The organism is Enterococcus bulliens, from assembly GCF_053761865.1.
Window position 1 is genome coordinate 1 of the sequence record NZ_JBSMXK010000002.1, and the last position, 22,544, is coordinate 22,544.

The 22,544-nt window shown below is 38.9% G+C and carries 20 protein-coding genes, 4 tRNA genes, 3 rRNA genes and 1 other annotated feature; of the genes, 20 read left to right on the forward strand and 7 right to left on the reverse strand.

Features of this window, described 5'->3' with window-relative positions; all coding sequences use genetic code 11:
* The 6 genes from ACWOEC_RS01310 to ACWOEC_RS01335 all read left to right on the forward strand — a co-directional run.
* A 23S ribosomal RNA gene (locus ACWOEC_RS01310) occupies positions 1-88 on the forward strand; the annotation flags it as partial.
* 68 nt (positions 89-156) lie between these two features.
* Positions 157-272, forward strand: a 5S ribosomal RNA gene (gene rrf, locus ACWOEC_RS01315).
* Positions 273-281: 9 nt separating this feature from the next.
* Positions 282-355, forward strand: a tRNA-Asn gene (locus ACWOEC_RS01320).
* Positions 356-393: 38 nt separating this feature from the next.
* Positions 394-466, forward strand: a tRNA-Thr gene (locus ACWOEC_RS01325).
* A 14-nt stretch (positions 467-480) separates the two neighbouring features.
* A 5S ribosomal RNA gene (rrf, locus tag ACWOEC_RS01330) occupies positions 481-596 on the forward strand.
* Positions 597-605: 9 nt separating this feature from the next.
* A tRNA-Asn gene (locus tag ACWOEC_RS01335) sits at positions 606-679 on the forward strand.
* 183 nt (positions 680-862) lie between these two features.
* On the opposite strand, the gene ACWOEC_RS01340 is transcribed toward ACWOEC_RS01335, so the two are convergent.
* From ACWOEC_RS01340 to ACWOEC_RS01350, 3 genes are all read right to left on the reverse strand, one after another.
* Positions 863-1,141 (reverse strand): hypothetical protein, encoded by a 279-nt coding sequence (locus ACWOEC_RS01340; RefSeq protein WP_455305493.1) that lies wholly within the window; start codon positions 1,139-1,141, stop codon positions 863-865.
* A gap of 376 nt (positions 1,142-1,517) precedes the next feature.
* Entirely contained in the window at positions 1,518-2,099 is a 582-nt protein-coding gene (locus ACWOEC_RS01345) for a hypothetical protein (protein WP_455305494.1), read from the reverse strand.
* Between the two features lie 134 nt (positions 2,100-2,233).
* A complete protein-coding gene (locus ACWOEC_RS01350; protein ID WP_455305495.1) occupies positions 2,234-3,295 on the reverse strand; it encodes a serine hydrolase domain-containing protein in 1,062 nt (353 codons plus the stop codon).
* A 133-nt stretch (positions 3,296-3,428) separates the two neighbouring features.
* Between ACWOEC_RS01350 and ACWOEC_RS01355 the strand changes: the two genes are divergently transcribed.
* A tRNA-Asn gene (locus ACWOEC_RS01355) sits at positions 3,429-3,502 on the forward strand.
* A 102-nt stretch (positions 3,503-3,604) separates the two neighbouring features.
* Positions 3,605-4,345, forward strand: coding sequence for an acyl-ACP thioesterase domain-containing protein (locus ACWOEC_RS01360; RefSeq protein WP_455305496.1), 741 nt, complete (start codon positions 3,605-3,607; stop codon positions 4,343-4,345).
* An 18-nt stretch (positions 4,346-4,363) separates the two neighbouring features.
* Here ACWOEC_RS01360 and ACWOEC_RS01365 read toward each other — a convergent pair whose 3' ends face one another.
* The gene (locus ACWOEC_RS01365; protein ID WP_297079900.1) at positions 4,364-5,326 is read right to left on the reverse strand and encodes an asparaginase; all 963 of its coding nucleotides are present in this window, start codon (positions 5,324-5,326) and stop codon (positions 4,364-4,366) included.
* A 110-nt stretch (positions 5,327-5,436) separates the two neighbouring features.
* Between ACWOEC_RS01365 and ACWOEC_RS01370 the strand changes: the two genes are divergently transcribed.
* Together ACWOEC_RS01370 and ACWOEC_RS01375 are read left to right on the forward strand one after the other, a co-directional pair.
* The gene (locus ACWOEC_RS01370; protein ID WP_455305497.1) at positions 5,437-6,267 is read left to right on the forward strand and encodes a DUF72 domain-containing protein; all 831 of its coding nucleotides are present in this window, start codon (positions 5,437-5,439) and stop codon (positions 6,265-6,267) included.
* A 15-nt stretch (positions 6,268-6,282) separates the two neighbouring features.
* Entirely contained in the window at positions 6,283-7,158 is an 876-nt protein-coding gene (locus ACWOEC_RS01375) for an HAD-IIB family hydrolase (RefSeq protein WP_455305498.1), read from the forward strand.
* A gap of 12 nt (positions 7,159-7,170) precedes the next feature.
* Here the strand turns inward: ACWOEC_RS01375 and ACWOEC_RS01380 are convergent, their stop codons facing one another.
* Positions 7,171-8,520 (reverse strand): aspartate kinase, encoded by a 1,350-nt coding sequence (locus tag ACWOEC_RS01380; RefSeq protein ID WP_297079893.1) that lies wholly within the window; start codon positions 8,518-8,520, stop codon positions 7,171-7,173.
* Between the two features lie 281 nt (positions 8,521-8,801).
* On the opposite strand from ACWOEC_RS01380, the gene ACWOEC_RS01385 reads away from it, so the two are divergent.
* The 10 genes from ACWOEC_RS01385 (at position 8,802) to ACWOEC_RS01430 (ending at position 20,444) form a co-directional block, all read left to right on the forward strand.
* Positions 8,802-10,523: a septation ring formation regulator EzrA gene (locus ACWOEC_RS01385; protein ID WP_455305499.1), complete on the forward strand. Its 1,722-nt coding sequence runs from the start codon at positions 8,802-8,804 to the stop codon at positions 10,521-10,523.
* A 147-nt stretch (positions 10,524-10,670) separates the two neighbouring features.
* The gene (locus tag ACWOEC_RS01390) at positions 10,671-11,813 is read left to right on the forward strand and encodes a cysteine desulfurase family protein (RefSeq protein WP_455305500.1); all 1,143 of its coding nucleotides are present in this window, start codon (positions 10,671-10,673) and stop codon (positions 11,811-11,813) included.
* 11 nt (positions 11,814-11,824) lie between these two features.
* Positions 11,825-13,033, forward strand: coding sequence for a tRNA uracil 4-sulfurtransferase ThiI (gene thiI, locus ACWOEC_RS01395; protein ID WP_455305501.1), 1,209 nt, complete (start codon positions 11,825-11,827; stop codon positions 13,031-13,033).
* 114 nt (positions 13,034-13,147) lie between these two features.
* A complete protein-coding gene (locus tag ACWOEC_RS01400; RefSeq protein ID WP_455305502.1) occupies positions 13,148-13,810 on the forward strand; it encodes a redox-sensing transcriptional repressor Rex in 663 nt (220 codons plus the stop codon).
* Positions 13,811-13,874: 64 nt separating this feature from the next.
* The gene (gene tpx, locus ACWOEC_RS01405; RefSeq protein ID WP_455305503.1) at positions 13,875-14,369 is read left to right on the forward strand and encodes a thiol peroxidase; all 495 of its coding nucleotides are present in this window, start codon (positions 13,875-13,877) and stop codon (positions 14,367-14,369) included.
* Between the two features lie 27 nt (positions 14,370-14,396).
* Positions 14,397-14,613: a binding site (T-box leader), on the forward strand.
* 48 nt (positions 14,614-14,661) lie between these two features.
* A complete protein-coding gene (locus ACWOEC_RS01410; RefSeq protein WP_455305504.1) occupies positions 14,662-17,301 on the forward strand; it encodes a valine--tRNA ligase in 2,640 nt (879 codons plus the stop codon).
* 74 nt (positions 17,302-17,375) lie between these two features.
* Positions 17,376-18,698, forward strand: coding sequence for a bifunctional folylpolyglutamate synthase/dihydrofolate synthase (locus ACWOEC_RS01415; protein ID WP_455305505.1), 1,323 nt, complete (start codon positions 17,376-17,378; stop codon positions 18,696-18,698).
* The gene (locus ACWOEC_RS01420; protein ID WP_455305506.1) at positions 18,691-19,359 is read left to right on the forward strand and encodes an HAD family hydrolase; all 669 of its coding nucleotides are present in this window, start codon (positions 18,691-18,693) and stop codon (positions 19,357-19,359) included. Before ACWOEC_RS01415 ends, ACWOEC_RS01420 begins: the two co-directional genes overlap by 8 nt.
* A gap of 60 nt (positions 19,360-19,419) precedes the next feature.
* Entirely contained in the window at positions 19,420-20,085 is a 666-nt protein-coding gene (gene radC, locus ACWOEC_RS01425; RefSeq protein ID WP_455305507.1) for a RadC family protein, read from the forward strand.
* 158 nt (positions 20,086-20,243) lie between these two features.
* The gene (locus ACWOEC_RS01430) at positions 20,244-20,444 is read left to right on the forward strand and encodes a cold-shock protein (RefSeq protein WP_455305508.1); all 201 of its coding nucleotides are present in this window, start codon (positions 20,244-20,246) and stop codon (positions 20,442-20,444) included.
* Between the two features lie 48 nt (positions 20,445-20,492).
* On the opposite strand, the gene rnjA is transcribed toward ACWOEC_RS01430, so the two are convergent.
* Positions 20,493-22,178: a ribonuclease J1 gene (rnjA, locus tag ACWOEC_RS01435; protein WP_297079872.1), complete on the reverse strand. Its 1,686-nt coding sequence runs from the start codon at positions 22,176-22,178 to the stop codon at positions 20,493-20,495.
* 1 nt (position 22,179) lies between these two features.
* Positions 22,180-22,392, reverse strand: coding sequence for a DNA-directed RNA polymerase subunit epsilon (locus ACWOEC_RS01440; protein WP_297079870.1), 213 nt, complete (start codon positions 22,390-22,392; stop codon positions 22,180-22,182).
* Between the last annotated feature and the right edge of the window lie 152 nt (positions 22,393-22,544).

Here is a 22,544-nt window from a genome sequence, read left to right on the forward strand (position 1 = left end):
CTGAGAGATGATCAGGTAGATAGGTCAGAAGTGGAAGTGCAGTGATGTACGGAGCGGACTGATACTAATCGATCGAGGACTTAACCAATAAAATGAAAAACTCGACGAGTTTTGACGAATTTACTTCTATCCAGTTTTGAGTGAATCACTCAATAGTGTGGTGGCGATAGCGAGAAGGACACACCTGTTCCCATGCCGAACACAGAAGTTAAGCTTCTTAGCGCCGATTGTAGTGAAGGGTTTCCCTTTGTGAGAGTAAGACGTCGCCACGCTGTAATTATTCCGGCATAGCTCAGTTGGTAGTAGCGCATGACTGTTAATCATGATGTCGTAGGTTCGAGTCCTACTGCCGGAGTAAAGAAATTATTTCTTTTAAATAATTCACCCAAGTTTGCCGCTTTAGCTCAGTTGGTAGAGCGCATCCATGGTAAGGATGAGGTCGACGGTTCAAGCCCGTCAAGTGGCTTTGTTCCAAAATAGTGTGGTAGTGATAGCGAGAAGGATACACCTGTTCCCATGCCGAACACAGAAGTTAAGTTTCTTAGCGCCGATTGTAGTGAAGGGTTTCCCTTTGTGAGAGTAGGACGTTGCCATGCTGTAATCATTCCGGCATAGCTCAGTTGGTAGTAGCGCATGACTGTTAATCATGATGTCGTAGGTTCGAGTCCTACTGCCGGAGTAAATAAATAAGCGAAGAAGTGAGTTATCTCGTTTCTTCGCTTATTTTTATGGCTCTTTGTCAATAAGGACTGATGAAGAGAAATTTTACAAATCAGAGGAAGTAGAGAAATCTGGGCTCTATAATTTAATGGACTGATGAATTGAATTCAATTCATCAGTCCATTAAATTATAGAGCCATTTTTATTTGAAAATATGAAAGCTTGCAGAATTTTGTGCACCAGATCTAGCAACTACTTGCTGTTCTGAATGAATTTGTAAAAAAGGAAGGCGTTTATTGTCAGAAAAAGCTTGCCCAATTTTTTCTAAAAATGTAAGATAGTTTGCTTTTTCAGTGGCCGTTAGTGTGTGCCACTTATCGCTAACATCGAGCTGAATATGACGAATCTGCCCATCTGGATAAAAAGAGATTGAGGCAGCTTTGGCATGAGCTGTTTCTTCATTATGGTATTTTGTGAACAAGTTGGATAATTTGGTTTGAGCTTTGTCAGAAAGCTCAGTAACTTGTTTTTTGATTGTAGATTCATCGGAAAAGGTAGAAGGTGCTTTAGGAACAATTGCAAACGATAAAAAAAGAAAAAAACTGGCAGAGGCGAATAAGATTAGAGGAAAGCGTTTTGGTTGTGTAGTGAAAAATGAATAAAGTAACCAAAAAAACTAATGATTAAGGTAAAAATAGCTACGAGTCCAGTATAAAACATAATATCCTCACTCCTTTTTTTAAGCGGATACATGTATTTGTTCCCAAACGGCTTTTCGGTACCTTAAGTTTACGATGGAAAAAGACAAAAGTCAAAATTGCAACTCAAAAAAAGTAACAACGCCTAAATTAGGGTTGTTACTCGTTAACGATTGTGACTACAGAGGTGTCTTGTGCACCTGAACGAGCGACAAGATTTCCTTCAGATTGGATTTGCATATAAGGATACGTTTCACCATCCTTAAATGGATTAGAGATAGTTTTTAAAAGTTCGACATATTTATTTTGCTCATCTTTAGTTAAATCTTTCCAATTACTGTTTACGTTTAATTGCACGTATTTGATCGATCCATCATCATTTGTGATGACTTCCGCTCCAGTTGCATCAACATAATTGTCATCGTTGTAATCATCAAAAGTCGCTTTCAAAATATCATCATTTTTCTTTGCGATTTCACTTTCTGTTTGGCTAGTTGTTGTACTAGTTTCAGTCGTTGCACTTGACGATGAATAATCAGACAATAGTTCTGAAGGAGTCGTATTTTGGTTTGCAGGTTCACTAGTCGTTCCAGTAATAGTGACAATGATCAAAAACCCAATTAGACTTAGTGCAAAGACAATCCCTGGAATTTTTTTGTTTGTTTTACGTACGAAGGCCGCGATTAACCAAATCAAACTAACAATAGATAGAAATAAAAGTGCCATTCCTGAATAAAACATAATTTTCCTCCCTTGTTATTTAATGATAAACATACTTAAAAATAATCGTAACGAATATTTCTAAATGATTAATTTAATCATATCTTAAAAAGAAAATCATGTCAAAAATTACGGAGCATATAATATTATATTCGTTATTTAAAATCAATCGATTGTTGTGTGAGTTCGGAAAAGATCGAACCAATCACGTTCATCTGCGAGGTATCTTCGCGAGCATTTGACATCAAGATGACAAGGTCGTGAGTATCTGGTGTCATTAGCGCTAGGGTTTGTTGCTGTTGTATCTCACCACGTGCACGATAGTAGTCTTTATAATTATAGATTCCACTCGTATAAGCTTCTTGGTATAGTGGAGCGAAAAGTTCTGCTGCAACTTGTTTTGAAAAAAATTGATGATGGAAGTATAAACGGTAAAAAGTTGCTAAATCGGTAATATTCATTCCGATATTTCCAGTTCCAAGTTCTTTTTGATAGGTATCAAACGAAAAGGGAACTAGCTTTTGATAAGGATCGTTTGCTTGCGGCTTGTAGCTTTCACTATGATCCACTTGGGATAACCAGTCTGGATAGTACGTGACGCTCATTAAATGATAGGGTTCGACAATCATCGTACGTAGTGCATCCCAATAAGACATGTGAGTGAGTTGTTGTATAATCCCTGCTAACAAATGATAATTGATAGGACTATACACAAATTTTTTGGGTGTTTTATATGTCGTATGACTGACGTAATAATCTAGTAATTCTGTTTCTGAGTAGTGAGTCGTTGGCTTTTTGGTCAAATGCAAGCCACTGACCATATCTAGCATCTGTTTGATCGTAACCGTGTTGCTGTGTGGAATTTGAGGATAAAATGTAGCTAAGGATGTTGAGAAGCGCAACTTATGTTGACTGATCAACTGCCCAATCAAGGCCGCAGTCCAGGCTTTTTGAATTGAGCCAATTTGGTATTTCGTATCGACTGAGTTTTCGATGTTCAGTGCTTGATTTTGAGCCCCATATCCTTTAGCTAAAATGATGTGCTGATCTTTAAGGATCAATGCTGTTCCAACAAAATGTGCTGCTTTTAACTGTGCATCATATTGACTAGTTGTCATCGGAGCACGTTGTACTGAATTTGTTTGTGCTGTAGCATAGGCTGCGCTTGGAAAGATAAACCCAATCAAAAGAGCAATTGACCAATACCATTTTTTCATCATGTAAACCTCCTTGTTGTGTTTATTGTACGGCGATTTGAAAAAAAAAGGAGTAATGTCAAAAAAATTTGAAAAAAATTAAAAAAAGACTTGCGCAATTGTAGTGAAATTGTTATATTATAAAAGTAGTTATTCCGGCATAGCTCAGTTGGTAGTAGCGCATGACTGTTAATCATGATGTCGTAGGTTCGAGTCCTACTGCCGGAGTTTGAAAGCATCCATAGTGGATGTTTTTTTTTGTCTAAAAATCAATAGAACATGTCGTAAATTAGGAATGTGTTATACTTGAAAAAAGTAGGGGGAATACATATGGCAAAAGAATTCACACGTACGCATGAGGTTGTATATTATGAATGTGATCGGATGGGAGCCATGACGATCCCAATGTTGATTAGTATCTCGATTCGTGTTTCTGAAGAACAAAGTGATCAACTAGAACGTGGTACAGATGTGATTCAAACATTTGGTGTGACGTGGATTTTAACCAATTATCATGTAGTAATCACACGGTTACCTCGAGTCGGTGAAACAGTTCATGTCACAACAAAAGCACAAGAGTATAATAAATATTTTTGTTACCGCACATTTTGGTTTCATGACAAATCAGGGAATGAATTGGTCAAAATCGATTCTGTTTTTGCACTGATGGATCTTGAAAGTCGTAAGATGAGTCGTGTAACTGAAGAGATTATTGCGCCGTTTGAAAGTCAAAAAATCAGTAAAATTCGACGGTTCGGCCAATTGACCAAATTAGACAAAACAAAAGCATGTACCAACACACCTTATCGGGTTCGATTTTATGATATCGATAGTAATCAACATGTCAATAATGCAATTTACTTTAACTGGATTCTAGATGCTTTAGGCTATGAATTTTTGACCTCTCATGTGGCAAAGTCGATTACGATTCGTTATGAAAAAGAAGTCGCTTATGGCAATCAAGTCGATAGTCTTGCACAAGTGCAAGCAGATACACTTTGTACACGCCATTTGATTCAAGTTGGAGAAGAACGATGCTGTGAAGCAGAAATTCTATGGGAAAAAAAATAAACGAACGCACGCGTTCGTTTATTTTTGAATAAAGGTTCGGAAATCAGAATCCGATAATTGTGCATGTTTACCAATTAACAATTTGATTCGCGCTTTTTGGCTATTGACGGTATTGCAAAAAATAATACCCATTTTTTCCAATTCCTTACCCCCACCTGGGTACCCATAAACTGGTTCAGCGACTCCGTTAAAACAACGTGAGACCAGAATGATAGGAACATTTTGGTCTAATAAAAGTTGAATCGCTGGTAGTGTTGCAGGGGGCAAATTGCCTGCACCTAATGCTTCAATGACGATTCCATCGATATTCGTTTGTGTTAGAATATCAAAAAATTCACTTGTCATACCAGCGTAAGCTTTAATGATCGGCACTAATCCGTCCATTTCATTGACATCATAGCGTAATGTATCTAATGATTCCATCATAAATAAAATCCGATGTTTGGTGATAATTCCAATAGGGCCCAAGGTAGGTGTTCTAAAGGTTGCTACATTGGTCGTGTGTGTTTTGGTAACGTAACGTGCGGTATGGATTTCATCGTTTAAGACGACCATCACGCCTTTACCAAGTGATTCTTCTGATTCGGCAACACGTAGGGCATTGGCAAAATTGTACAGTCCATCGCTGCCGATTTCATTGCTAGAACGCATTGCACCAGTCAAAACGATGGGGAGCAGATCACCAATCGTCGTATCTAGAAAATAGGCTGTTTCTTCTAAGGTATCTGTTCCATGCGTGACGACAACGCTATCAAAACCTTCTGCTTTTGCTTGTTGGATCCGTTGTTTTAAGGCAATCATTTCGGTAAAGGTAATATGAGGACTAGGTACATTCAAAAAATCTTCTACCGTGAGTGTAATGGTATCTGGGATAGATAACGTCGTATTTAATAAAGGATTGATCGCATCGGGCGAAACTCCCGTTGCATCTTCTTTCATCGCAATCGTACCACCTGTGTGTAAGACTAAAATTTGTTTCATTATATCGGCTCCTTTTTGGTCATCGTGTAAAAAGTATACGCAAGCCCTACTAGATATACAAGAGGGAATTTCATGAAAATAGAAAATTTACATAAAAGGATGTGAGGAAGATGATCTATATTGGCTGTACAGGTTTTGAAGAACACCAAACGCTCTCTCAAAAAAGTAAAACATCCTTAACGGAATATGCCAGCCATTTTCCGATCGTTGAATTAGATACCAGTTTTTATTTTATTCCAACAAAACAAGCAGTTGCAAAATGGTTGCGAGAAACTCCGGCTGCATTTCGGTTCATTTTAAAGGTTCCAGGTGTATTTACAACTCATCGCAAATTGGAAGCAGAGGAGAGTTTGCTCACGCTAGCAAAACGTTTTTTAGAACATATTGAACCGCTTAGACAATCGGGTCGACTATTTTGCTTATTAGCCCAATTTCCCGCCCGTTTTACGTGTACAAACGAACATGTTTTATACCTAGAAGAAATCAAAAAAATATTTGCTACACTTCCCTTGGCAATTGAATTTCGGCATCGAAGTTGGTATGATGAGCGTTATACTCAGCAAATGTACCGATTCATGTATGCCAATCAATTGTCTTTGGCGCTAGTCGATGAACCTAAAAAATTACCAACAACAATCCCACTAGATGCTACGATCACCAATCAAGAGTTTACTTTGTTACGTTTACACGGTCGTAATGATGCTGGTTGGATGCACACAGGAGTTGATGCACGAAAATTTCGGACGCTTTATCGCTATTCAGCAGAGGAATTACATGAATTTGCAGAATTGATTCGAGCGTGTCAGCAAAAAACCAAAGAGATTGCAGTGATCTTTAATAATAATTCCGGTGGGGATGCTGCTGAGAATGCCCAGCAATTGATCCAACAATTACAAATTACCTATCAAGAATTAAATCCAACACAATTAGATTTATTTTAAAAGGAGGTTGAGCCGATGAAAACGATCAAAGCGATTTTTTTTGATATCGATGGCACACTATTAACTAGTCAAGGACATATTCGCCAGTCTACTCGTCAAGCCATTGAGACGGCTCAAAGTCAAGGGATCTTCTGCGGCGTTGCGACAGGACGGGCACCATTTGAGATCGAACGCTTGATTAAAGATTTACCAATCGATGTGTGTGTTAGTTATAATGGGTCATTGGTGGAAATGGCAGAAGTATCGATTTATGAACGAACTTTTTCGACAGAGCGTTTGGAAGAATTGGCAGTCTTTATGGCAAAACAAAAAAAACAGATCATCTTTGAAACAAAAACGCAGAAAATTGGCAGCTGGTCGATTCGTGTTGGGCACAAACGTCCGTTTTCGACATGGCTCCCACTTTTATCAAAATGGCTCCCATTAGAACAAACAGGACGTCTACTTTCTTATTTTAAAACAAAAAATGTTCCTAAAAAGATTCAACGCCTACTCTCAAGCCAAGAAAAAGTCTATCAATGTGTCGTCTTGACGACTACAAAAGAAGAAATTCGTTTACTACAACTGGACTATGTCGACGTATTGCGTTCCAATCCTTATTCAGTAGATATCGTTCCTAAAGATGGCAATAAAATTGTCGGTATTCAAATGTTTGGCCGATTTACCAATATTTCTTTGGAAGAAATTATGGTGTTTGGTGATCACGAAAATGATATGGGGATGTTGCAAGCTGCCGGGATTGGTGTAGCCATGGGCAATGCAAGTCCACGTGTGAAGGCTGTGGCGGATTATGTCACAAAATCAAATCAAGATGATGGGATTTGTGAAGCGATGGAACACTTTGGTTTATTGCACACAAAACCGCTCCCTAATGGCTTATCTAGTCATTAAGGAGCGGTTTTTTTAGTCGAAAAACGTATAATAGAGATTGCGAATCGCAAGTTGTTCTTGTTCTTTATGGATACCAAACATGATACTCACTTCAGATGCACCTTGGTTGATCATTTCAAGATTGATTTGTTTACGAGCAAGTGCAGCTGTGCTTTCAGCAGTGATTCCCACGCGCTGGCGCATCCCTTCGCCGACTACGACGACCATTGAAAGATCGTGTGTGATCCGCAATTCATCAGGGTCGATATCATAAGCGATCTTACGCAGTAATTCTTCTTCCAAAATATCTGTCAGCTGATCAGCGCGCAAAATGATCGAAATATCATCGATACCAGAAGGCATGTGTTCATAATTCAATCCGAATGTTTCAAAAATCTTCAATACCCGCAATGTAAATCCAACTTCACGGTTCATCAAGTACTTACTGATATAGATCATACTAAATCCTTCATCACTTGCGATGCCAACTACTGGCTGGTGTGTAGTGTCACGTGAGTTCGTGATTTTGGTCCCAGGATGTGTAGGGTTATTGGTGTTTTTGATCACTACTGGAATATGTGCTTTAAACGAAGGCATTAGCGCTTCTTCATGAAAGACGCCAAACCCAGCATAGGCTAATTCGCGCATCTCGCGATAAGTTAGCTCATTGATTAATTCTGGTTGATGGACATAATTGGGATTTGCAGCAAATATTCCATCGACGTCGGTAAAGTTTTCATATAAATCGACTTTTAATCCAGCGGCAACGATCGCGCCGCTAACGTCTGAACCGCCACGAGAAAATGTGCAGATTTCTCCTTTTTTTGTGACGCCAAAAAAGCCGGGGATCACTAAAATTTCTTCCGCATTTTGCCATTTTGCAATCCGTTTATATGCTTCTGGGAGAATCTGAGCATTTTGTGGTTCTTCACTGACTAACATGCCCAACTCTTGTGGACTGACGTAGCGCGCATTGACTTGTTGCGTATTTAACACTGCTGCGATCAAGCGAGCATTATTGTTTTCGCCACTAGCCAACACACGATCATAAAAATAAGGTGTGTAGAATTCTTCGTGTAAAGTCAATTTGGTTAAATCTTGATGGATTTCATCTAAGACTGTTTGTGCTACATCAAAGAACGATCCGATTTCCACATAGCGCTGATAGATCGCCTCGACTAGTGTGTTCGTATCTTCTTTATTTAAAATCGCTTGATGTAGTGCAATCAATAGATCAGTTACTTTTGTATCTTCTTTTGTTCGTTTTCCGGGTGCTGAAACTACGATTGCGCGTCGTGTTTCATCGTCTTGAATAATCGCAACAACTTTTGCAACTTGTTGCGCAGAAGCTAGCGAGCTTCCACCAAATTTTGCTACTTTCATATCGTCCGTCCTTTGTTTTCAATCATTTTCATCTAGGGTACAGTTTTGAACCTAATAAATCAATACTTTTCTTAAAATATTCCGAAGATTTGATGAGAAAAATCAGTAAATCAGAAAATGAATTTTTTTTTAAGTAGATTAGTGAACGAAGGGGTCCTTTATGGTATAATTTAATGTAGATGTCTTTATTTTGAAGAAATGCCTTTCTTCTCGTCCGATCATGGTTCGATTGTGTAATCATCGGACTTAAAGCGAAAGTTTGAAAATTGGAGGAACCGTGAATGGGAAAAAACGGAGTCGTCGGTTTGGTTGTGGTGATTCTAGTTATAGTCGCAGCTTTTTATTTAGTGGGCTATTTTATTAGAAAGAAAAATCAAGAAAAACTTGACGCACTAGAAAAACGTAAAGAAGTTTTATTTGATTTACCAGTCCTTGAAGAAATCGATGAAATCAAAAAAATGCATTTGGTTGGCCAAAGCCAAAATACATTTCGTGAGTGGAAACAAAAATGGACCGATCTTTCAACCACTTCATTTGCTGAACTGGAAAGTCAAATCTTTGAAGTTGAAAGCTTAAATGAATCATTGAAATTCTTTAAAGCTAAAGCAGCAGTCGAAGATGCTGAGCAAACGATGGATGCCATGGAAAAACAAGCTCAAGAGGTTCGTAAAGGATTAAAAGAATTACGCGAGACAGAAGAACGCAATTCAGTTGCGGTCCAAAATGCGCTAGATCTTTATGAAGAACTTAAAACAGAATTGCGCGAAGAGTCAGATAAATTTGAACCGGCATTTGCTGAATTGCAAAAACAAGCAAAAACAGTGGAAAGTGAATTTGCAAAATTTGTTATGTTAAACACTTCTGGTGATCCAGTTGAAGCGCGTGAAGTATTAGCGAATGCTGAAAAAGATACGTATGCGTTGGAAACAACAATGAAACGGATCCCTCCTTTAGCTGAAGAATTGAAAAAACAATTTCCAGATCAATTGGCAGATCTAAAATCCGGATACAAAAAGATGATCCAAGAAAACTATGTCTTCCCTGAAGATCATGTGTTGGCGGATATCGAGGCAATCGATCATAAAGTCCAAAACGAACTTGACGCGTTACAAAAACTTTCTTTAGATGAAGTCGAGACAGCCTCTAAAGAAATCCATGATCAAATCGATGGCCTATATACGTTTATGGAAAAAGAATATGAAGCCAAAAAATACGTACTGCGTAATCGTAAAGTGCTTGTAGATTATATCAATCACTCGATTCGCAACAATCGTCAACTATTGATCGAACTCGATCACACAGCACAAAGTTATGCTTTAAATCATAACGAACTTGGTCAAGTAAGAGCGTTTCAATCTGAAATTGAAGAATTGTCTCGTCGCAATGAAGGGCTAGCTCCACAAATCGAACATCACGAATTGCCATTCACTGAAGTTCAAGCCTTCTTGAAAGACGCATTCCAAATTTTAGATTCAATCGAAAATCAACAAGTTGCAATTGATGAGGGCATTCATGAATTGCGCGAAGGTGAGAAAGTAGCACAAGAGAAAATGGAACATTACGAATTTACATTACGTAATTTAAAACGTTTTGTCGAAAAGCAACGTTTACCAGGTTTACCAGGTGATTATTTAGAGTATTTCTTTACGGTCACAGATCGTGTAGAAGAATTGAATAAATCATTGAATAAAATCCGAATCGATATGGATCAAATCAATAAAATGATTACGATTTGTGATGAAGATATGATTGAATTAACAGACCGTACACATTCATTTGTTGATGCAGCAGCATTAACGGAGCAAATGTTGCAATATGCTAATCGTTATCGTCATTCACATCCAGAAATCAAAGCAGCCATCGATCGTAGTTTAGATCTTTTCAAAGACGAATATCGTTATCAAGAAGCATTAGATAGTATTGGGACAGCTTTAGAACAAGTTGAACCTGGTGCATTTAAGCGAATTGAAGATTTTTACTTTGAACATCCAGATTTAGTATAATCAAAAAGTAGACACAGAAATTTTTCTGTGTCTACTTTTTTTCTAAGTAAGTGATGAGGGTTTAAAAAGAGTTAAATGAGATGACTTGAAAGAATGATCATGGGGCCGTATAATGGATAAGAATTTCGAAAGTGAGGAAAAACAACTGTGATTTATTTTGATAATAGTGCAACAACGGCAATTGACCCCCAAGCACTCGATACGTACATAAAAACCAGCCAGCGAATTATGGGAAATCCTTCCAGTTTGCATGAACTAGGAAATCAAGCGAAACGGCTGTTAGAGCAAGCACGTAAGCAAATTGCCCTGTCACTAGGTGTGAAGGATAAAGAAATTTTCTTCACAAGTGGTGGAACTGAAGGGGATAACTGGGTGTTAAAAGGGACAGCACTAGAAAAGCGGAAATTTGGGAATCATTTGATTATCTCAAGTGTTGAACATCCAGCTGTCAAAGAGTCAGCAAAACAGTTGGCACAATTAGGTTTTGAAATTAGTGAAGTTCCTGTAGATGAATATGGTATTGTCCAAGTGGCAGCCTTAAAACGTTTGATTCGAAAAGAAACCATCTTGGTCTCTGTCATGGCAGTCAATAATGAAGTTGGTGCGATCCAGCCGATTCAAGCAATTAGTGAAGTGCTAATGGCCTATCCAAAAATCCATTTTCATGTGGATGCAGTTCAAGCGATCACTAAATTAAGTCAAGCGCAATGGTTGACTGAACGAGTGGATTTTGCAACGTTCTCAGCGCACAAATTTCATGGGCCTAAAGGTGTAGGATTTATATTTTGGCGTGAAGGCCGCAAATTAGCTGCTTTACTTAGTGGTGGTGGACAAGAGAAGAATTACCGTAGCAGTACAGAAAATGTCCCAGCTATCGTTTCAATGGCACGCGCATTACGTTTGTCAAATGAACGTGCGCTGATGAAGACGCAGCAACTGCCGCGTTTAAAAGCTGCTTTGATTTCCGCACTGGCGCCATACCATAAAGTAACGATTTTTTCAGAAGGTGCTGATTATGCAGATCATATTTTATGCTTTGCAATTCGCGGGATTCGAGGAGAAGTACTAGTCCACGCATTAGAAGAAAAACAAATCTTCATTTCGACGACAAGTGCATGTTCAAGTCGCAATAAATTGACAAGTAGTACTCTTTACGCAATGGGAGTTGAAGAATCATTGGCGACGTGTGCAGTTCGAATCAGTTTGGATGAACAAAATACGATGGCAGAAGTCGAGCAGTTTATGATTATTTTTAATCAAATCTATCAAAAATTTTTAAAAGTAGGATAAGGAGTGTCCACGTGAGATATACAGAAATTATGGTGCGATATGGGGAACTTTCCACTAAAGGAAAGAACCGTCGTAAGTTTATTATGAAATTGGCTGAAAATGTACGTCAAACATTAGGTGCATTCCCTAACGTCAAAATCAATGCTGAACGTGATCGAATGCATTTATTATTAAATGGAGAAGATAGCGCACAGATCATTCCCAAACTGGAGAAAGTATTTGGGATCCAAAATTTTTCACCAAGTATCCGTGTGGAAAAAAACAGTGCTGAAATTGTAGCAATGGCGCAAACAATGATGCAAGAACGCTATACAGGTAAAGAAAGTTTCAAAGTTACTGCTAAACGTAGTGATCACAGTTTTGAAAAAAATAGTGGTGAATTGAATGTATTAGTAGGAAATGCAATTATCGATCTATTCCCAGACATTGATGTACAAATGAAGCAACCAGATATTAATTTGCGAGTTGAAATTCGACTTGATGGTGCGTATTTATCTTGTGAAACGATCAAAGGTGCAGGTGGCTTACCTGTTGGTACGTCTGGTAAGGGAATGTTGATGTTATCAGGTGGGATTGATTCCCCTGTTGCAGGATATTTAGCCATGAAGCGTGGGGTCTTATTAGAAGCTGTCCATTTTGCTAGCCCACCTTATACAAGTGAGCAAGCATTACGTAAAGCCAAAGATTTGACCAAAAAATTGACCCCTTATGGTGGAGCGATCTCGTTTATCGAAGTTCCCTTTACCGAAATTCAAGAAGAAATCAAACGCTGTATTCCCCAAGCTTACTGGATGACGATTACACGTCGGATGATGTTGCGTTTAACAGATGCGATTCGTGAGATGCAAAAAGGATTGGTGATTATCAATGGTGAATCACTCGGGCAAGTCGCTTCACAAACATTACAAAGTATGGTAGCCATCAATGAAGTCACGCATACACCAATCATACGTCCAGTGGCAACGATGGATAAATTAGAAATCATTGAGATTGCACAAGCAATCGATACGTTTGAAATTGCGATTCAGCCTTTTGAAGATTGCTGTACGATTTTTGCGCCGCCACAGCCTAAAACGCGTCCACAACTAGATAAAGTGCAAAAGTATGAAGCGCGTATCGACGTTGCTGGTTTAATGGAGCGTGCCTTAGCACATCTCAAGTTTGAAGAGATTTTGGTTGAAGCAGAAGATGCATCTTTAGAATTTGATGAATTATTATAAAAAAAGGAGTGTGACAGAAGTCTGTTACACTCCTTTTTTATTTCGTGAAAATTTGCACTTTAGCGTGAACCATGATACACTTATATGTGAAAAGATTAACAAGAGGTGAGAGCATTGGGAAAAGAATTACACAAAAAATTGCCAAAAGCGACAGCAAAACGATTGCCTTTATACTTACGCTATTTAAATATGCTTGATGAATCAGGAATTGGTCGAATTAAGTCGAAAGATTTTGCACAAATCACGCAAATTCCTTCTGCTACGATACGTCGTGATTTTTCTTATGTAGGTGAGCTTGGGCGTAGTGGATATGGGTATGATGTTCCTTATTTAGTTGAAGTATTTACTGATTTGTTAGAAAGCGATCAGAAAAAACGAATCGCTTTGATCGGATTTGGAAACTTAGGAAAAGCATTAGCCAATAATAATTTCCGACGCAATGAGAATTTACAAATTGTTTGTGTCTTTGATAATGACCCAAATTTGATTGGCGAAACGATTTCAGGCTATTATGTGCATGGTATGGATGAATTAAAAGACGTCATCGAACAAGAACAGATCACGATTGCGATTTCGACTGTACCAAGTCAATATTCACAAGTAGCAATCGATCAAATCGTCGATGCGGGGATTACAGCGATTTTGAACTTTGCTCCAGACCGTGTGAAGGTCCCAAAACGTATCCACATTCAATATATCGATTTAACGACTGAATTACAAACCTTGATTTTCTTTGATTCTATGATGAACCAAAAAGAAAAAATTAAAGCAGAATGATTGTTTTTTTATCTTTATCTACCGTATACTGAATATGTAGTCAAAGATAAAAGGAGTGGAATCAATGTTTATTACACGAAAAGGGGAAACAGTCGAAGTACCTGGTAGACAACCAGAAGTAAACGAGAAAGCCCCAGAATTTCAATTATATGATGCAAATGACCAAGTAGTTAGCTTGTCAACACTAGCAGGACAACCTGTGATTATTAGCGTGATTCCCGATATAAATACCCGTGTGTGTGCTTTACAAACTAAACGTTTTAATGAAGAAGCGAGTCGTCTAGATCATGTTCACTTTTTGACGATTTCTATTAATACAAAAGAGGAACAAGCTACTTGGTGTGGCCAAGAAGGTGTAGAGATGACGATGTTGCATGATCCAGAAAAAACACTCAATGAAGGATATCATCTTTTGATGCCCTCATTAGGGTTATATGCTCGTGCTATTTTTGTTTTGGATCAAGATGGCATTATTCGTCATCGTGAAATCGTTTCGGAAATGAGTAATGAACCAGATTATGAACAAGCATTATCTGTTGCAAAGGCTTTACGTGATTGACTTTTGAGAAACGACTGTGTAAAATGTAGTCAAACGAGGAACAAGAGGAGTATGTTAAAGCCAGTGTCTATAGAAAGAAAACCCTAAGGCTGAGAGGTTTTTGTCACGCTTAACAGAAGGTAGCTTGTGAGTTGTATTTCTGAAGCTAGAGTAAGAAATATCGGGTCGTGTCCGTTATTACACGTCATGAAAGTGGCAGAAATCTCTGCAATTTAGGTGGTACCGCGTAATTTACGTCCTAATGTGTCAAGCACATTAGGACTTTTTTTATGGAAAAATAAGGAGGAACAATATGACAGACAATCAATTATCAAGCAAGTATCAACCACAAGATGTCGAGCGTGGCCGCTATGCATCTTGGCTTGAACAAGATCTATTTAAACCAAGCGGGGATAAAAAGGCGAAGCCTTACTCGATCGTAATCCCGCCACCAAACGTAACAGGAAAATTACATTTAGGTCATGCTTGGGATACGACACTACAAGACATGATTATCAGACAAAAGCGGATGCAAGGATTCGATACGTTATGGCTACCAGGTATGGATCATGCAGGGATCGCGACACAAGCAAAGGTAGAAGAAAAGTTACGTGAACAAGGGATTTCGCGTTATGATCTTGGCCGTGAAAAATTTGTAGATCAAGTATGGGAATGGCAAGAAGAATATGCTGGTCATATTCGTGAACAATGGGCAAAACTAGGCCTTTCACTAGACTACAGTCGTGAACGATTTACTTTGGATGATGGTTTATCTGATGCTGTGCGTAAAGTATTTGTGAAACTTTACGAAAAAGAATTGATTTATCGTGGAGAATATATCATCAACTGGGACCCACAAGCGCGGACAGCGTTATCCGATATCGAAGTGATTCACAAAGATATTGAAGGTGCCTTTTATCATATGAGCTACGTGTTAGCTGATGGTTCTGGGCAAGTGGAGATTGCGACGACTCGTCCTGAAACGCTACTTGGAGATACAGCGATTGCTGTACATCCTGAAGATGAACGCTATCAAGCATTAATTGGCAAACATGTTGTATTGCCTTTGATCAATAAGGAAATCCCGATTATTGCCGATGAATACGTCGATATGGAATTTGGAACAGGAGTTGTTAAAATTACACCGGCCCACGATCCAAATGACTTTGAGGTCGGCAACCGTCATGATTTACCACGTGTAAATGTGATGAATGATGATGCTACGATGAACGAATTAGCAGGAAAATACGCTGGAATGGATCGTTTTGCTGCACGTAAACAGATCGTGAAAGATCTAGAAGCAGCCGGTCGCTTAGTTCGCATTGAAAAAATGATGCACAGTGTCGGTCACTCTGAACGTACTGGTGTTGTTGTTGAGCCTCGTTTATCCACTCAATGGTTTGTGAAAATGGAACCTTTAGCCAAACGTGCGATGGAGAATCAAACAACAGAAGATGCAGTCGAATTTTTCCCGCCACGCTTTAATCAAACATTCCTACGTTGGATGGAAAATGTCCACGATTGGGTGATCTCACGTCAATTATGGTGGGGCCACCGTATCCCCGCTTGGTATCATAATGAAACCGGCGAAATCTATGTCGGGATGCAAGCACCAGAAGATGTTGAAAATTGGCACCAAGACAACGATGTACTTGATACTTGGTTTAGTTCTGCTTTATGGCCATTTTCAACAATGGGTTGGCCAGATGAAAATGCGGAAGATTTTAAACGTTACTTCCCAACGAATACTTTAGTAACTGGTTACGACATTATTTTCTTCTGGGTGAGTCGAATGATTTTCCAAAGTTTAGAATTTACGAATGAACGTCCATTTAATAATGTGTTGATCCATGGATTGATCCGTGATGAACAAGGACGTAAAATGAGCAAATCACTCGGCAATGGGATCGATCCAATGGAAGTCATTGAAAAATATGGTGCCGATGCATTGCGTTGGTTCTTGTCGAATGGTTCAGCGCCAGGCCAAGATGTTCGTTTTAGTTATGAAAAAATGGACGCAGCTTGGAACTTTATCAATAAGATTTGGAATGCTTCACGTTTTGTCTTGATGAATTCAGAAGGTAAAACGCTAGCAGATCTATCGATCGAAGGCGAAAAATCAGTAGCCGATCGCTGGATCTTATCTCGGTTGAATGAAACGATTGGGAAAGTCACGGAATTGTTTGATCGCTTTGAATTTGGTGAAGCTGGTCGTCAATTGTATAATTTCATCTGGGATGATTTTTGTGATTGGTATATCGAAATGAGTAAAGAGACGCTTTACGGGGAAGATGAACAAGCAAAAGCGATGAACCAAGCTGTTTTGGTTTATACACTAGATCAAATCTTACGCTTATTGCATCCAATCATGCCGTTTGTTACAGAAGAAATCTGGTCAAAACTACCGCATGAAGGAACTTCTTTGGTTGTGGCTGCTTATCCGGTTGAAAATTCGGCTTTTGATGATCCTCAGGCAGTTAAAGGAATGGAAGTACTAAGTGAGTTGATTCGTTCAGTCCGCAACATTCGTGCTGAAGTGAATACACCATTATCTAAACCGATTACGTTATTGATCCAAACGTCTGATGAAGAGATCAACACGTTCTTAACAACCAATAAAAACTATATCGAACGGTTCTGTAATCCAGAAGAACTGATCATCTCAAGTACACTAGATGCACCAGAACTTGCGATGTCAGCTGTATTGACAGGGGCTACGATTTACTTGCCATTAGCTGGATTGATCAATGTCGAAGAAGAAATCGCGCGTTTGGAAAAAGAGCTAGACAAATGGCAAAAAGAAGTAAAACGCGTCCAAGGTAAACTAGCTAATGAACGTTTTGTCTCAAGTGCACCAGAGGCAGTCGTTGCTCAAGAAAAAGCCAAAGAGATCGACTACTTAGAAAAACAACAAGCTGTGACAGATCGTATCGTACAATTACGCAGTTTATAATTCTTTGAAAGTTTAAAAGATGACAGCACTTGCTCTGTCATCTTTTTGCTTTATAACTGATGGAGGGCACAATCATGTATACAACAGTAGAAGATGCTATTGAATGGATTCATAGCCGTAAAAAATTTGGAACTAGACCAGGATTAAGTCGTATCGAGCGCTTGCTTTTATTGTGCGGACAACCACAAGAAACCTTTCCAACGATCCATGTTGCTGGAACGAATGGAAAAGGCTCAACAGTCAGTTTTTTACGTGCGTTATTGGCAGAACAAGGCCTCGATGTCGGAACATTTACCTCTCCTTATATCGAGCGATTCCATGAACGTATTCAGATCAATCAAACATTTATTTCAGACGAGGATTTGCTTGAGCTTATTAACCAAATCGTGCCAATCGTTGACACGCTCGATCAAGATCCAGCTTTAAAAGGGATCACAGAATTCGAAATTTTGACAGCATGTGCGTTCTTATATTTTGCCAAGCAACAAGTCGATGTAGCCGTGATTGAAGTTGGGCTAGGTGGATTATACGATTCCACAAATGTCATCACGCCGCGTGTTAGTGTCATCACTACGATCGGGATGGATCATATGGACATTCTAGGCAATACGCTTGAAGAGATCGCCTATCAAAAAGGTGGAATCATAAAATCAAATGTTCCAGTTATTATTGGCAATGTAGTCGAACCGGCTTTATCTGTTTTAAAACAAATAGCAATTGAAAAAAAAGCACCACTGAGTTGTTATGGTGAAGAATTTACCCCAGTATATGAACACACTGATAGTCAATGGGGGGAATGGTGGACGTTTGAGTATGAACAGGGGCGAATGAAAGAGCTCTACATTCCATTAATGGGCCGACACCAAATTGAAAATGCGAGTGTTGCGTTAGCTGCCTTTTTAACGTATTGTCAACAAATGAAGTTAAACCCTCGTGAAAAAGAGATTCGCCGAGGTTTAAAAAACGCTTATTGGCCAGCTAGAATGGAGCGATTAAGTAGACAACCGCTGATTGTTGTGGATGGCGCACATAATGAACATGCTATGGCTCGGCTAGTTGAAAACAGTCAAAAAGAATTTCCGGCACATAAAATCTATGTCCTATTTTCTGCTTTAGAAACGAAACCAGTCGATGCCATGATTGATCAATTGTTGGAGATTCCAAATAGTGAAATTTTATTGACGACATTTGACTTTCCAAAAGCCTTGACTTTAAAAGAGAGCCTATGTGATCGCGCACCAAAACGCTTGTCTTTGGTTTCGCTATGGCAAGTTGGATTAGGTGAATTATTAGAAAAAATGCAAGAAGATGATTTGTTATTGATCACAGGATCGCTTTATTTTGTGGCTGAAGTTCGGGCATTTATTCTAACCTTGATGGAGGAAGAGCATGACTAAATTGAAATTAATTATTTTTGATATGGATGGTCTATTGATCGATTCGGAGCAAGTCTATTATGCAGGTAGTCAAAAAATCGCAGATCAGTATCAATTTGACTATACGAAAGAAACTTATCTAAATGGCTTAGGCATGTCTGATGAGGATCTGTATCGTTGGTACCATGAACAATACGATGAATTACATGGAAAAGAATTAGTAGAACGTTTCATTACGGAAAGTTATGACTGTTGTTTAGAGATGTTTGAACAAGGCGATGGGAAATTAAAAGCAGGGGTAATCGAATTGTTAGACTTTTGCCATGACCGAAAAATCAAAACGTGTGTTGCATCCAGCAATACACGGGGATTGGTCGAAAAGCTGTTGCAAAAACAAGGAATACTGGAACGTTTTGATGCGATTTTTACGGCAGACGATGTCGCACAAGCAAAACCTGATCCGGCATTATTTTTAGCTGCAAAAGAGTATTTTCAAACAGATGTCAGTGAGATGTTGGTATTAGAAGATTCCCATAATGGGATCTTAGCAGCCAACCAAGCACAAATGGCTGTCATTATGATTCCAGATCTCTTGCCACCTACTGTGGAGATGCAAATGGAAGCCGTTTTGGCGAGTCTATTAGATGTTCCAGAATATTTAGCTGAACATCACCTGATTTAACGTACACCACAGATTGATTCTGTGGTTTTTTGCGTATTTATCAGTAAAGAGGTGAAAAAAATGGAACAAGTACTCCATATGCTCCCGCGTGAACGATTAGTCTTATGTGGGGAAGTCCAGTTGACCAATGCAGAATTATTCGCGATTATTTTTAGAAGTGGGAACAAACAAGCTTCAGTCGACGAAATCGTCGCTGCATTAATCGAACGATTTCCCACCATGTATGCTTTACGCAATGCTACATTATCTGAATTACAGTCGGTTAAAGGAATCGGTGCTGTTCGTGCTATCGAATTAAAAGCAATCATCGAATTGGGAAGACGGATACACCAAACTGCACAAGTCACGTTTGGAAAGATCACATCAAGTTATGCGATTGCTACAGCATTGATCGAAGAAATGCGAGATCTACGACAAGAACACTTAGTTTGTCTTTATTTAACGACAAAAAATGAAGTGATTGCCAAAGAAACGATCTTTATCGGTTCGTTGAATCAGTCGATTGCACATCCACGAGAAATTTTTAAAGGTGCTGTCCGTCATAGTGCTGCGCGTATCTTATTAGCACATAATCATCCAAGTGGGGATCCACATCCTTCAACGCAAGATGATGAATTTACAAAGCGTATGAAAAAATGTGGGGTATTGATGGGAATCGAACTTTTAGATCATATTATTATTGGAGATCATACGTATTTTAGTTTGAAAGAAGAAGGGATCATTTAGTGTGAATCGTGGAAATCCTATTGCAAAAAAACAAATACACGTGTAATATATTAGGTGTAATTTGTTTGCACAAGATATGAAAGCAAGTGTTGTCAGGCCTCTGTCTTACACGAGCAATTTACGCTAATTTTATGCTTTTGCATGAGGAGGTTATTTACATGGAACAAGGTACAGTAAAATGGTTTAATGCAGAAAAAGGTTTTGGTTTTATTACGCGTGAAGACGGTAGCGATGTATTCGTTCACTTTTCAGCAATCCAAAGCGATGGATTTAAAACACTTGAAGAAGGTCAAACTGTAACATTTGACGTTGAAGAATCAGAACGTGGTCCTCAAGCAGCAAATGTTACTAAAGCATAGATCATTGTAGCAAAAAAGCTCATTTCATTTTGAAATGAGCTTTTTTAATTATGCTTTTAATTCGTCTGGGGTCATAATCATCCCTAGGATCATTGGATGACGTTCGGTCTGTTCAAATAAGAACGGTTGTAATGCCGAAGCCATCGCTTCTTTTAATTTATGCTCTGTGCAATCAGCTTGACGTAGCGCTTCACGTAGAGCGCGGAATAAGATCGTTTGGCCTTCATTGATCATTTCACCTGATTCACGCATATAGACAAATCCACGAGATAAAATTTCAGGTCCAGCTAAAATTTCTTTTTTCGCAATATCGACAGTTGCAACGGCTAAAACCAATCCTTCTTCAGAGAGAATGCGGCGATCGCGTAACACAACATTTCCGATATCTCCGATACCATTTCCATCGACATAAACATCGCTTGCGTTAAAGTGACCAGCAAGGCGTGCACTATCTGCCGTCAAAGCAAGCATGTCGCCATTTTCCATAATAAAACAATTTTCTTTTGGGACACCAGTTGCTTGGGCTAACTTGGTGTGGATTTTTAACATTCTAAATTCTCCATGAACGGGCATAAAGAATTTAGGTTTCATTAAGCGCAACATCAATTTTTGCTCTTCTTGACCACCGTGACCTGAAGTATGGATGTTGTTTAGCTTTCCATGGATCACATGTGCTCCTGATTCAAGCAATAAGTTGATCAAATGATTCACACTTGTTGTATTTCCAGGAATAGGTGAACTTGAAAAGATGACCGTATCATCTGGATGAATTTGGATCTGACGATGCGTACCATTGGCGATACGACTAAGTGCAGCCATTGGTTCACCTTGAGATCCGGTACAAAGGATCATCGTTTCATTTGCAGGTAAACGATTGAGTTCGTGTGCATCAACAAACGTGCCTTTAGGAACATTGATATAGCCTAAACGTTGACCATTGACGATAGCATTTTCCATACTACGACCAAAGACAGCGATTTTACGGCCTGTCGCAACGGCCGCATCAGCAGCTTGTTGCAAGCGAAAGATATTCGAGGCAAAACTGGCAAAGATAATACGACCTTCAACTTTTTCAAAAATCTTGATGATCGAAGAACCGATTGTTTTTTCAGATTTTGTAAAGGTTGGAATCTCAGCATTGGTACTATCTGAAAGTAAACACAACACGCCTTCTTCACCGATACGCGCCATTTTGTGTAAGTTTGCTGGCTCGCCCACAGGTGTAAAATCGAATTTAAAGTCACCTGTTGCGACGATATTTCCAGAAGGTGTTTTGACAACGACACCTAAAGCGTCAGGAATACTATGTGTCGTTCTAAAGAAACTGACTGAGGTTTTTCTAAAACGAATTACTGTATCTTCATTGATCTCATGTAACGTTGCATCACGCAACAAGCCATGTTCGTCTAATTTATTAGTGATCAAAGCCAAAGCAAGTGGCCCAGCATAAATCGGGATGTTGGCTTGACGTAATAGAAAAGGGATTCCACCGATATGATCTTCATGACCGTGAGTGATCACCAATCCTTTTACTTTTTGGATATTTTGTACGATATAACTATAATCCGAAATAACATAATCGATTCCTAGAAGCTCGTCTTCTGGAAATTTAATCCCTGCATCGATAATGATAATTTCATCTTGAAATTGAACCCCATAGCAGTTCTTCCCAATCTCACCTAGTCCACCGATACCAAATACGCCAGTCTCATTATTTTTTAGTGAGACTTTCATTTTAAAACTCCTTAAGTTGGAAATCAGTGTTTTCTTTTTCGTATTCTAAATGATTGCCATCTAGTAATTGTACGAATTCGATGTTGTATGGGGTATTTTCTTCAACAAGTTGACGTGCGATAACGTCTGAATCTGCTTCGATATAAAGCGTTTGTGTTTGCTCTCTCTTTGGGTTTCTTTCTTTTGTCTCTTGGTAATAAACTTTATAAATCATAATATGAACTCCTTTATCTGCGTCATGCAGTTGTTTAATTTGGGGACGTGATTTAGTCAACACAAAATAAGGTCTAAGGGACCTAGAATTTACACGATACTTGGTTTAAACACGGATGTCTAAAACAAGAGAAAGCCTTGTCTTCGCCTTCA

Coding starts and splice junctions, on each gene's coding strand:
- radC (WP_455305507.1), top strand. CDS start 19,420: ATGGAACAAGTACTCCATATGCTCCCGCGTGAACGATTAGTCTTATGT.
- ACWOEC_RS01430 (WP_455305508.1), top strand. CDS start 20,244: ATGGAACAAGGTACAGTAAAATGGTTTAATGCAGAAAAAGGTTTTGGT.
- ACWOEC_RS01375 (WP_455305498.1), top strand. CDS start 6,283: ATGAAAACGATCAAAGCGATTTTTTTTGATATCGATGGCACACTATTA.
- ACWOEC_RS01420 (WP_455305506.1), top strand. CDS start 18,691: ATGACTAAATTGAAATTAATTATTTTTGATATGGATGGTCTATTGATC.
- ACWOEC_RS01380 (WP_297079893.1), bottom strand. CDS start 8,520: ATGAAAGTAGCAAAATTTGGTGGAAGCTCGCTAGCTTCTGCGCAACAA.
- tpx (WP_455305503.1), top strand. CDS start 13,875: ATGTTTATTACACGAAAAGGGGAAACAGTCGAAGTACCTGGTAGACAA.
- rnjA (WP_297079872.1), bottom strand. CDS start 22,178: ATGAAAGTCTCACTAAAAAATAATGAGACTGGCGTATTTGGTATCGGT.
- ACWOEC_RS01365 (WP_297079900.1), bottom strand. CDS start 5,326: ATGAAACAAATTTTAGTCTTACACACAGGTGGTACGATTGCGATGAAA.
- ACWOEC_RS01410 (WP_455305504.1), top strand. CDS start 14,662: ATGACAGACAATCAATTATCAAGCAAGTATCAACCACAAGATGTCGAG.
- ACWOEC_RS01360 (WP_455305496.1), top strand. CDS start 3,605: ATGGCAAAAGAATTCACACGTACGCATGAGGTTGTATATTATGAATGT.
- ACWOEC_RS01385 (WP_455305499.1), top strand. CDS start 8,802: ATGGGAAAAAACGGAGTCGTCGGTTTGGTTGTGGTGATTCTAGTTATA.
- ACWOEC_RS01350 (WP_455305495.1), bottom strand. CDS start 3,295: ATGAAAAAATGGTATTGGTCAATTGCTCTTTTGATTGGGTTTATCTTT.
- ACWOEC_RS01345 (WP_455305494.1), bottom strand. CDS start 2,099: ATGTTTTATTCAGGAATGGCACTTTTATTTCTATCTATTGTTAGTTTG.
- ACWOEC_RS01370 (WP_455305497.1), top strand. CDS start 5,437: ATGATCTATATTGGCTGTACAGGTTTTGAAGAACACCAAACGCTCTCT.
- ACWOEC_RS01440 (WP_297079870.1), bottom strand. CDS start 22,392: ATGATTTATAAAGTTTATTACCAAGAGACAAAAGAAAGAAACCCAAAG.
- ACWOEC_RS01415 (WP_455305505.1), top strand. CDS start 17,376: ATGTATACAACAGTAGAAGATGCTATTGAATGGATTCATAGCCGTAAA.